The following is a 10,724-nucleotide window of genomic DNA, read 5'->3' on the forward strand; positions in this document are numbered from 1 at the left end:
TCTGTAGTTATGGTTTATTGTACTTTAAACAAATTGTGTTGATTGTTGTTGTTAATAACCAATACATTTTTAAATTTTTGGTTGTTTAAAAGAACCATATTTCTAACATCTTTATCTGCAAAAAAGCCAGAATCTATAGAGTTTACAAATTCAAATATTCCGTTGTTGTTTCCTTTTAAATAGCAGCCAGTACCAGAATCTGCTCTGGTGGTTTCAACTTCAGACATATAATTGTTACCTGCCAATAATAAATCATTTATGCCATCATGGTCAAAATCTGCATACAAAATACTATTTATAGGGGATTGTTGCACTTGATTTGTAAAAGCTTCAAAATAAAAAGTACCAGTGCTGTTTTGTTTAAAAATTCCAGATCTAAATTCGGTAGCTTCATAATGCAATGCCGATTTTATTCCAGGTCCTACAATTTCTTTAATATCTAAGTTGGCAAAACCTGTATAGGTTTTTATTTTGTTTTTTAAATGTGGCATTTGTTGTGCCGTACAACCTTTACCTCTTATAGGGACTAGTTTTTCATGATAGTTTTTGGCTAAAAAAATATCTTCTACACCATTAAAATCAAAATCTTTGGTGTAAATATGAAAAGGCTTTTCTTTAGTTGCATGAAATTTATAGTTTAAACCTAAATTACCCGCTACAATATCATCATCCCCATCATGGTCTATATCTGCAATCAATAGTTTATTCCACCAACCAACAGAAGTATTTAAAATTTTGTAATTGCTACTTTTCACCAATTTGTTGTGTTCGTTGATAAAAACCTGAATTCCCATCCATTCTCCGCAAACAATTAAATCTAAATTTTGATCTTTATTAATATCAAACCAAACAGCATCTGTAACCATTCCAATATGGCTAAGTTCTGGAGCTAAATTGCTGGTTGCTATTGTAAACTTTCCTTTGTTGTTTGTTAGTAAATAACTTTGTTCAGCATAAGGGTATTTACCAGGTGTTACCCGACCACCTATAAATAAATCTAAATCTCCGTCATTGTCAAAATCTGCCGAAGTTACTACAGATCCGTTGGCAGAAAATATAGGTAAACTGTTTTTAGCTTTGGTAAATTTTCCTTTTCCATTGTTTAGGTACAGCCTATCAATTAAGAGTTTTGGTTTTTTTACAAATTCATAACTACCACTTATTACATACAAATCGTCATCACCATCATTATCTGCATCAAAAAAGCAAGCCCCAACGTCTTCATATCTTTTATCAAGTTCAAAAGCAGTGTTTGTTGTTGGTGTATAGCTACCATCTTTTTGTCCTAAGTAAATTTTACCTGCATAAGAATGTGCTCCTCCAATATAAATATCATCAATACCATCTTTGTTAATGTCGGTTTTGGCAACAGAAGGTCCAGTTTGCGATAATTTATGAGGCAATAATACTTGTTGGTTGTAGTCGTTGTATATTTTTTCGGTATGATTTAAATTGCTTTTTGTTGATGTAAATATTTTTTTAATAGAATTTTCTTTAGAATTGGTAAATTCTTCAGCATCTAAATAGTTGATAGTAATTAATTGATTTGAGGCAACGTTTTTTAATGTTTGTGTTTTTCCGTCTTGCCAAATAATTTGTAACTGATGAATAGATTTGTCTGTAGGAAAACCTACATGTAGTTTGTTAGAAACCGAAGATAAAAAACCTCTAGTATTGATTAACTGCCTAGATATTTTAGTTTTATCATTTAAAGTGGCAACTATTTTTGTTCCTATACCAAATTTGTTGTCTTCAGGTCCCTTAAATTTTAATTGTAAATAATTTCCAGTTTTTAATTCAATAGCGTTGTTTTTTAAAAGTGTTGCTTCTTCATTAATGTTATTTACAATTAAATCTAAATCTCCGTCGTTGTCTAAATCTGCATAAGCAGCACCATTAGAAAAAGTAGGATGTGATTCGTTCCAATGATTAGATGTGTTTGTAAATGTTAAATCGCCGTTGTTTTTAAAAAAGTAATTTTTTAATTTCTGTTGAGGCAACATTTTAGCATATTTTAAAAAATCTTCTCTGGTAGGTTTTCTATTGTTTTGTCTTAATATTTGTAGAATTTCATTGTTTTTATCTTTGTCTATAACATCTCTATATACACCATTGGTTACGTATATATCATTAAATCCATCCAAATCAAAATCTGCAGAAAGTATAGACCAACTCCAATCTGTGTTAGAAATTCCTGCTAGTTGACTAATTTCACTAAAGGTTCCGTTACCGTTATTAAGTTGTAACATATTGTGCATGTATTGGTAATGATATCCTTTTTTTACCATCAAATCAAATTGCTCTATAGATACCATTCCCATAGTTGTTTTAGATCGTATGTAGTTTTCGGGATTCATATCTAAAGTCATAAAATCAAAAAAACCATCATTATTCATGTCAGCAACATCGCTCCCCATACTATTAAAAGCAGTATGTTTTACAATTTGCTCACTTTTTTCGGTAAAAGTTCCGTTTCCATTGTTTATGTAGGCAAGGTCTGGGGAATTAAAATCGTTACTAACGTATATGTCTAAGTAACTATCATTATTAGTATCTATAACAATTGGGTTTAAACCAAAACCTAAATCAGGATGAATACCTGCTTTTTTAGATATATTGGTAAAATGTCCATTTCCATCATTTTCATACAATTGATCACTTCCCTTTTGTGCAATTGTGTTTGGGTCATTTTGTATGGATTTAATGTCAATTACTTTTGTTTTGCTTGTAATATCGGGTGTGTTAGAAATGTATACATCCAAATCATTATCGTTATCAAAATCAAAGAATATGGCATTTATACTTCGATTGTTATCATTCAAACCATATTCTTTGGCTTTTTCGCTAAAGGTTAAATCACCATTATTAATATATAGTAAGTTTTCAAATTGATTGTTGTTGTTTTTGGCACCACCTCTACAAACATAAATATCTAGAAAACCATCGTTGTTTACATCGGCAATAGTAACACCAGTATTAAAACCAGGAATGTGTTTAATACCACTACTTGCTGTAATGTCTTTAAAATTTAAATTTCCTTTATTGATGTATATTTTGTTAGGGTTAGCGTTTGATGTAAAAAATAGATCAATAAAACCATCGTTATTAAAATCGGCAGTAGCAACACCACCACCAATATAAGTGTAGTTGTATTGGTAATAATTGTTGTCTAAAGTTTCTTCTAAATGATTGATAAACTTAACTCCTGATTTTTGAGAGCTAATTTTCTCAAAAAGTTTTTGGGTTGTTTTTTCTACATGACTTTTTGTTTCTTTTTTACAAGAAATAGTAGTAGATAAAATAATAAAACTAAGTAGGTAGATGATTGTTTTATTCATATTAAAAAGAATAATTTTTTAGAATGGTTAGTAATAAAAATAGTTTGTTTTATTTGCTTATCAAAAGAGTTAATGAAATTAAAAAACGGTTAGGTTATATTATAAATAGCCTAACCGTTTTTTTTACTGTTTTAAAAGATGATTAATCAGTTGCTCCTAAAGCTGGGTGTTTTGCAATCTCTCCTGCAGGTATACCTACAAAATAATTGTCTGTTCCTAAACTACCTAACACAGGGTTAGATGCTGTAGTAATTGGTGTAGCAGTAGGATTTCCATCTGTGTCATAAATAGTTCCTATAGAAGATTGAGGGGCTCTGTTAGACAAAGCATCACTTACTCTTTCCATTCGTACCAAATCGTACCAGCGTAAAAATTCACCTGCAAATTCCCACTTTCTTTCGGTAAATGCCAACTCGGCAATATCCCCACTAGTTAGATCAACTCCTGCATTTGGTGTTGCATAAGGCAAACCTTCGGCTCTTCGTCTAATCATGTTTAATGCTTCCCAAGAATCTGCAGTTACATTTCCAGATCTACCAGAAGCTTCGGCATAAATCAATAATACCTCTGCATATCTCATGTAAAAGTCATTTCTATCTGTTTCAAAAACACCAAAGATATTGTCTTCCCATGGTCCTACTATTTTTTTGAATAGTGGGTTTTGTTGATCTTTAAACTCTGTCCAAGGAATCATTTTATCTGCAGAACTAGGATCAGAGGTTACTGTTATTTTTTCAGATCCATCAACAATTTCTACATTTACGGGGATTTCAGAATGGTATGTTGCATCTTTTCTAGGACTATCTGGAAAATCTTCAAAGAACCTAATTTCAGCAAATGTTTCTTGCCATCCAGCAAAATCACCAGGCAATCCTAGTTTTCCATATTTTCTGTTAGCTAAACCACAAGAGCTACAGTAGGCAATACTCCATACTCCTTCACTATTAAAACGATTGTTCGATTTAAAGATGTCGTCAAAATCATCAACCAATTCAAAACCGTGAGTTGCTTTGTTGTCTATAACTTGTTTGGCACTACTAGCTGCATCTGCATATTTTGTAACATCACCTCCTTGAAAACCAGCCCAGTCTAAATATAGTCTAGCTAATAAAGCTCTTGCTGATCCAGAGTTAGGTTTTACAGCTCCCAAATCTGTTTTGCCAGGCAACATACCTTCGGCAGTTAACAAGTCACTTTCTATTTGCTCGTACACTTGTTGTTGTGTGGCTAAAGTAAGCTCAGGATCAGGTGTAGATACATCTAAAGTTAGGGGAATTCTACCATGGATTCTTGTTAAATGAAAGAATAAGGTTCCTCTTAAGAAATAAGTTTCTCCAAGTAATTGATCTTGTAAAGTTTTATCTTCAAGAGTTAAACTTTCGCTACTCGCTAATACTGTGTTGGCAGCACGAATCATAGAATAAACCCCTCTCCAATTGGTGGCTGTTCTAGAGTTTCCATTACTTACTGCCCTTTGATCGTATTCTCTAAAGTCTGCTTTGTTACTTGCTTTGTGAGTCGTAATATCATCTCCAGACCAGGCATTTACATAAAAAGTGGTCATCCAGGCAGCTTGTCTTAATTGACCATAAATACCTGTTACCCCATATTCTAAGTCTTCTTGAATTTCATAGGGTTTAATTACAGCATTATTGGTGGCTGCATTCTCTTCTAAATCAATATCACAGCTTTGAAATACAACACTTAGAGAAAGTGAAATAAAAGCAAGACATTTTGTTATATTTTTTTTATTTAAATTCATCATTGTATTTTTTAAAAAGTTGCTTTAAGACCAATATTATAAACTCTAGGGTTAGGATAAGCTCCAGTATTAATTCCTGCAGCAACATCTACATTCCCAGATCCATCTGCAGAACGAGAAGTGTGTTCTGGGTCATATCCTGAATAATCGGTAATTAAAAATAAATTTTGACCTCCTGCATAAATTTTTAAAGATTGAATTCCTTTAATTTCTTTTAAAGTATATCCTATATTTAAATTACTCAATCTAATAAAGTCTCCTTTTTCTACAAATCTAGATGAGTTGTAAAAAGTTGAACCTGCTGGAATTTCTGTTTCGTTAGTATCTGTCCATTGGTTTACTTGTTCTGCCGCTAAAAAACTTCTAGAGTCTCCTGCACCTCCTGTAATTGCCGCTTGTACAATATTGTAAACATCAAAACCATGTACTCCTTGTACTACAACATTTAAATCCCAGTTGTTATAGGTAAATGTATTGTTAAATCCCCATTGCATAGTTGGTGTACCATTTCCTATTGAGCTTATCAAAATTTCACCATCCTCATCTCTTAAGTATTTAGCATCTCCAGGTAAACTTCCGTATGTTGCGGCTTCTGTTGCTTCAGCTGTTTTCCAAGTACCTAAAAATGTAGCTCCTAGAAATTCTCCTAATGGTTTTCCTACCATTATAGTATTTACACTTCTATCCTGACCACCTGGTGCTTTAAAAGTACCTTCCAATTCTGTCAATCCTCCGTATAACTTGGTAACTTTATTTTTCATAAAAGATAAATTTAAATTGGCATTCCATCTAAATTCATCTTGATTGATAATATCTCCTGAGAAAGATAAATCAAGTCCTTTGTTTTCAACTTCTCCAATGTTGCTATAAATGCTAATTGCTCCGTTGTTACCTCCGTTGGTATCACTAACAGGTACATCTAATAATAAGTCTGTAGTTTTTTTATGATAAACATCAATACTTGTGTTTAGTCTGTTGTTAAAAAAGCTTAAATCAACTCCAGCATTATACTGTGTGGTTGTTTCCCATGTTAAATCAGGATTTTCAAAACTAGTAATAATGTTTCCTGTTGTAGGGCTCGTTCCATCATATGCATATTGATTTGTAGTTAATAAACCCCAAGAAGAGTAAGGTGCAATTCCTGCATTACCTACCTGACCAAATCCTAATCTAAGTTTCAGTCCATTTATACTATTTGCTATTTCTTTAATTTCGTCGTCCAAATTATAAGCAACAGCTATAGAAGGGAAGGTTCCCCATTTTTCTGATGGAAATACAGAAGATCCATCCCATCTAACGGTACCTGTAAGTAGTAAATTATTGTTAAAGTTATATTCTGCACGTAACATATAAGATTCAATTACACTTTTTGTGTAACTATTATTTACGTTTTTCCCAGATGCATCTGCTAAATCATCTCCTCTGTAAAATCCTAGAGGTAAGCTTAATCCGTTGGCATTGTATCCGTTGGTTCTATTTTCTGATGTTGTAAATTCATAAACACCAGTTGCTTTAATATTGTGTTTTCCAAATTCTTTTTGCCATGTTAAAACGTTACTTAATTGTAAGGCAGCAATATCAACTCCAGAATAATCAGTATCTGGTAAATAATCATCTCCAGTTTCTACTTTGTAATTTTGTGTAGAGTTGTTTGTTTGTGATGAACCTGCAATCATACTATAACTAAGTTCATCTAAAATTTGATAATTAAGGTTTAATGTTGAATTAACAATATTACTACGTTTTCTAAAATCACTTTCCTTTAATACAAAAACAGGGTTGTCGTTTAAGGAACCAATTCCTTTAATAGATCTTAAATTATAGTTGCCGTTTGCATCATAAACAGGTGTGGTAGGATCCCATGTAAGAGCTTTTAGTAGTGGAGATCCTTGGTGTCTATTATAAGTGTTTAAGTCGTTTTTTGTAGAGCTTTTACTAGTAAAAATGTTTAATCCAACTTTTAACTTGTTGTTAACTTTTGCATTTACATTGGCACGCAATGTTACTCTGTCGTACCCGGTATTAATTACAATACCATCTTGCTTTGTGTAGTTACCCGATAAAAAATATCTTACATCTCCTTCGCTACCACTAACAGAAACCTGAGTAGTGTTACTAATTGCTTTTTGATATATTTCATCCTGATAATTTGTTCCACCATTTTGAGCCAAAGCATCAATTTCGGCATTGGTAAAAATAGGAGATCCACCTACACGTACTCTTCGTGCGTTTTCTATAGTAGCAAAATCAGTCACACTTAATTGATCTAAATATTTTGGAACTTCAGAAATACTTGTAAAATGATCAAAATCTACCTTTAGCTTACCAGATCCTTTTTTAGTTGTAACCATAATTACACCATTAGAACCACGAGAACCATATACGGCTGTTGCAGATGCATCTTTTAATACATCCATACTAGCAATGTCATTAGGATTTATAGTACTTAAATCTCCTCCAATAATACCATCAATAACAACTAAAGGGTCGTTATTACCTGTAATTGAATTTGCTCCTCTAATTCTTACTTTTACGGCAGCACCTGGAGAACCACTAGATTTAGCAACGGTTACCCCCGCAGCTCTACCTTGTAAAGCATCTTCTAATCTTATTAAAGGTTGATCTTTAAAAGACTCAGCGGTAACTTGAGATACTGCTCCAGTTAAGTCACTCTTTTTAGTAGAACCATAACCTACAATAATAACTTCGTCTAAGCTAGCGGCATCTTCTTCTAACTGGATGTTAAAGTTTGTTTGATTGCCAATAATAATTTCTTTTGTTTTATAGCCTATAAAAGAAACTAGTATTGTTGAGCTATTTGATGATAGTTTGATGTTAAAGTTCCCATCAAAATCTGATACAACACCATTGTTTGTCCCTTTTTCTACAACACTTGCACCAGGAATCGGTTCTCCATTAGCTCCAGTAATTACACCTTTTACAATAATGGTTTGCTGAATAATATCGTTTACCTTGGTGTTGTTTTTTAAGACTATTTGATTTTTAATCACCTCATAAGAGGTTTTGTTTCCATTAAATAATTCTTTTAGAATATTTTTGATGGAAGTTTTGTTAACGTTTAAAGTTATTTCTTTAGATACGTTAATGTCATCAGTGTTGTAAAAGAATTTGAATTCGCTTAAAGATTCTATTTTATCTAATACGTCTTCTATAGATTCTTTTTCTACACTTAATGATATTTTTTTATTCTGAGAATACGATGTGTTTGCATTCGCGTTAAAAAGGGCCAGACTAAATAATAGTATAGTTAATTTCATTTTTCTGTTCTTTTTTAGTGTGTCTTCTAAAAGAGGAGAAAACCAGTTAGTTTTTTTCATACTTTTGAGTGATTTTAATTAGTTAATTGTTTTTCTGATTTTTAAATCAATTTTAGTCGTGAAACGTTGCAGCGTTTCTCGGCTTTTTTGTTTGGGGTCAAATCATTTAAGTTTGTTTTTAGGGTTTGTTAATAATTATTTGGTTGTTTAATATGGTGTAATCAAATCCAGCACTTTCTTTAAAGGTGTTTAAAAGATCAATAACAGTCTCGTCTTTAAAGTTTCCTTTAAACCTTAACTTATTAAGTTCTGTGTATTTGTTCTGAATTGTAACATTGTACTTTCTTTCAATCTTTTTTATAATATTTATAAACTTATTATTGTTAAATAATAGTCGTCCTTCTCTCCAACTTAAACTTCTTTCTACATTTACTTCTTTTACATTCATTTTGTTGTTGTAAAAAAAAGCCTTTTGTCCAGGGACTATTAATTGTTTTTGTTTTTTGTTTTGTTGATGGTATACAGCTATACTTCCTTCTGCTAGTACAGTTTGTGGACATGCTTCTTCATAAGAATTTACATTAAAATGTGTTCCCAGGACTTTAATCCCTATTTGTTTTGTGTTTACTATAAAAGGATGTTTTTTGTTTTTAGTAACTTCAAAATAAGCTTCCCCAGATAAAAAGACTTCTCTTGGTTTGTTTTTGACAAAGTTTACAGGGAATTTTAAAATAGATCCTGCGTTTAAATGAACAAAGGTACCGTCAGAAAGAGTCATTTTAAAAGTTCTTCCATTAGGTATTGTTATTTCATTAAATACAAGTTCTGTAGTTTCTACATTTTTTTTAAAATCAAAAGCCTCTCCTTTTTGCTCACATACTAATTGTCCATTATTATAAAGACTTTGTTTTTCTTTAGTATCAATAACAATTTTGTTGTTGTCAGCAGTTTTTAAAATAATAGCTTGTTGGTTGGTTGCAAGTTCAATCTTAGGTTTTATGTTTTCAGAGTTGATGTACTTGTCAATCCAGTAAGCAGATGCTAATAGTATTATAAGAGTCGCAGCGTACTTAAGATAAGTTTTAAAATAACTTTTTGATTTTTGATTAAATTCAAATGTTTCGGATACAATATTTAACCAAACTTTGTTTTTAATAGCTTCATCAAAATCAAAATCTATTTCTTTGTTTTGAAATGAGGCTAAATAGCTTTCAAGAAATTTTTTTTCTTCAGCAGTACATTCATTTTGAACATACTTTGTTAATAGTTTTTTGGCTCTCTTGTTATTCATTTAAAATCTGATTATATAGACTACTATATATAAGTACCCAAAAAAAGGTGATGGTACACTGTCAGATTGTGTTTTTTTTTAAAATAAAACCAAATAAATAATCATATGTTTTTTATTTGGGTGTTTTTAATGAGAATTACATTGTTTTTTCTTGTTTTTTTTGTGTTTAAAAAAATAAAGAAGAGTAAGTGATTAAAATATATAGCGCAACTTCTTTAGACTGTAGGCTAAGTTTAATTTTTTGTATTCCTTTAGATATTTGATTTTTTACAGCCTGTATAGTAATCCCAAGTTCTTCGGCTATTTCTTTATTTGATTTATGTTCAAACCTACTTAGTATAAAAATTTGTTGACACCTATCAGGAAGTTCGTGTTTAATTATACTTTTAATCAATTCTTCAAGTTCTACATATTCCATTTTCTGAATAGCATTCATAGAAACATCTACCAAGTTAAGTCGAGTAAGATCCTCTTTGGTTATTTTTTTATTTCTAATATGATTAAAGATCTGGTATTTTACCGACTGAAATAAATAAGCTTTCAAGTTCGTAATAGCAAGATTGTTTCTTTTGTTCCAAAAATCAATAAATAAATTTTGCACAATATCTTCACAAGTCTCTTTATCGTCTAATACTTTATATGCGTAAAGGAACATGTTTTTTGCATAAGTATCATATACTTTTTTAAAAGCAGTATAATCTCCATTGCTAATTTGTTCTAGTAATATAGAGTTTTCCGAATCCTTTTTCATTTTTAGTATTGTAAAATCGGTAATAAATATACTTAAATTATGTGTAATGTTTAGTGTTATCGTTTTTTTGGTGTTTTTTGTTTCTTAAAAACTTGTTTTGTTTGTGATTCTTTTGTCTTTAAGGTTTTCGGTGTGTCAAATCAATAGATATATAAGGAATCTAGTGTTTATAATAAGGTATTGCAGTTTTTGTCTAAAACAATTAACTTTTACTCAGTGTGATTATTGTTACAACGTCCTTGTTTTAAATAGTTTAAGTATTTTTCAAGAAATACTTTAAAAAAAGTTAAAAAAAGATTTGGTA

The 10,724-nt window shown here is 31.0% G+C and carries 5 protein-coding genes; all 5 read right to left on the reverse strand.

Annotated features, from left to right (window positions below; genetic code table 11):
• Window positions 1-14: 14 nt before the first annotated feature.
• Complete coding sequence (locus FHR24_RS14905; protein ID WP_167190778.1) at window positions 15-3,338, reverse strand: FG-GAP-like repeat-containing protein; 3,324 nt, start codon at window positions 3,336-3,338, stop codon at window positions 15-17.
• Between the two features lie 142 nt (window positions 3,339-3,480).
• Window positions 3,481-5,100, reverse strand: coding sequence for a RagB/SusD family nutrient uptake outer membrane protein (locus FHR24_RS14910; RefSeq protein WP_167190781.1), 1,620 nt, complete (start codon window positions 5,098-5,100; stop codon window positions 3,481-3,483).
• 11 nt (window positions 5,101-5,111) lie between these two features.
• Complete coding sequence (locus FHR24_RS14915; RefSeq protein WP_167190784.1) at window positions 5,112-8,438, reverse strand: TonB-dependent receptor; 3,327 nt, start codon at window positions 8,436-8,438, stop codon at window positions 5,112-5,114.
• A 118-nt stretch (window positions 8,439-8,556) separates the two neighbouring features.
• Window positions 8,557-9,669 (reverse strand): FecR family protein, encoded by a 1,113-nt coding sequence (locus FHR24_RS14920; RefSeq protein ID WP_167190787.1) that lies wholly within the window; start codon window positions 9,667-9,669, stop codon window positions 8,557-8,559.
• Between the two features lie 166 nt (window positions 9,670-9,835).
• Entirely contained in the window at window positions 9,836-10,420 is a 585-nt protein-coding gene (locus FHR24_RS14925) for an RNA polymerase sigma factor (RefSeq protein WP_167190790.1), read from the reverse strand.
• Window positions 10,421-10,724: the final 304 nt, after the last annotated feature.

Source organism: Wenyingzhuangia heitensis, from assembly GCF_011762155.1.
In the GTDB taxonomy this organism is placed as follows: Bacteria; Bacteroidota; Bacteroidia; order Flavobacteriales; family Flavobacteriaceae; genus Wenyingzhuangia; species Wenyingzhuangia heitensis.

What these genes read in the sequence shown, in the direction of transcription:
- FHR24_RS14925 (WP_167190790.1), bottom strand. Translation starts at nt 10,420, where the DNA reads ATGAAAAAGGATTCGGAAAACTCTATATTACTAGAACAAATTAGCAAT.
- FHR24_RS14920 (WP_167190787.1), bottom strand. Translation starts at nt 9,669, where the DNA reads ATGAATAACAAGAGAGCCAAAAAACTATTAACAAAGTATGTTCAAAAT.
- FHR24_RS14905 (WP_167190778.1), bottom strand. Translation starts at nt 3,338, where the DNA reads ATGAATAAAACAATCATCTACCTACTTAGTTTTATTATTTTATCTACT.
- FHR24_RS14910 (WP_167190781.1), bottom strand. Translation starts at nt 5,100, where the DNA reads ATGAATTTAAATAAAAAAAATATAACAAAATGTCTTGCTTTTATTTCA.
- FHR24_RS14915 (WP_167190784.1), bottom strand. Translation starts at nt 8,438, where the DNA reads ATGAAAAAAACTAACTGGTTTTCTCCTCTTTTAGAAGACACACTAAAA.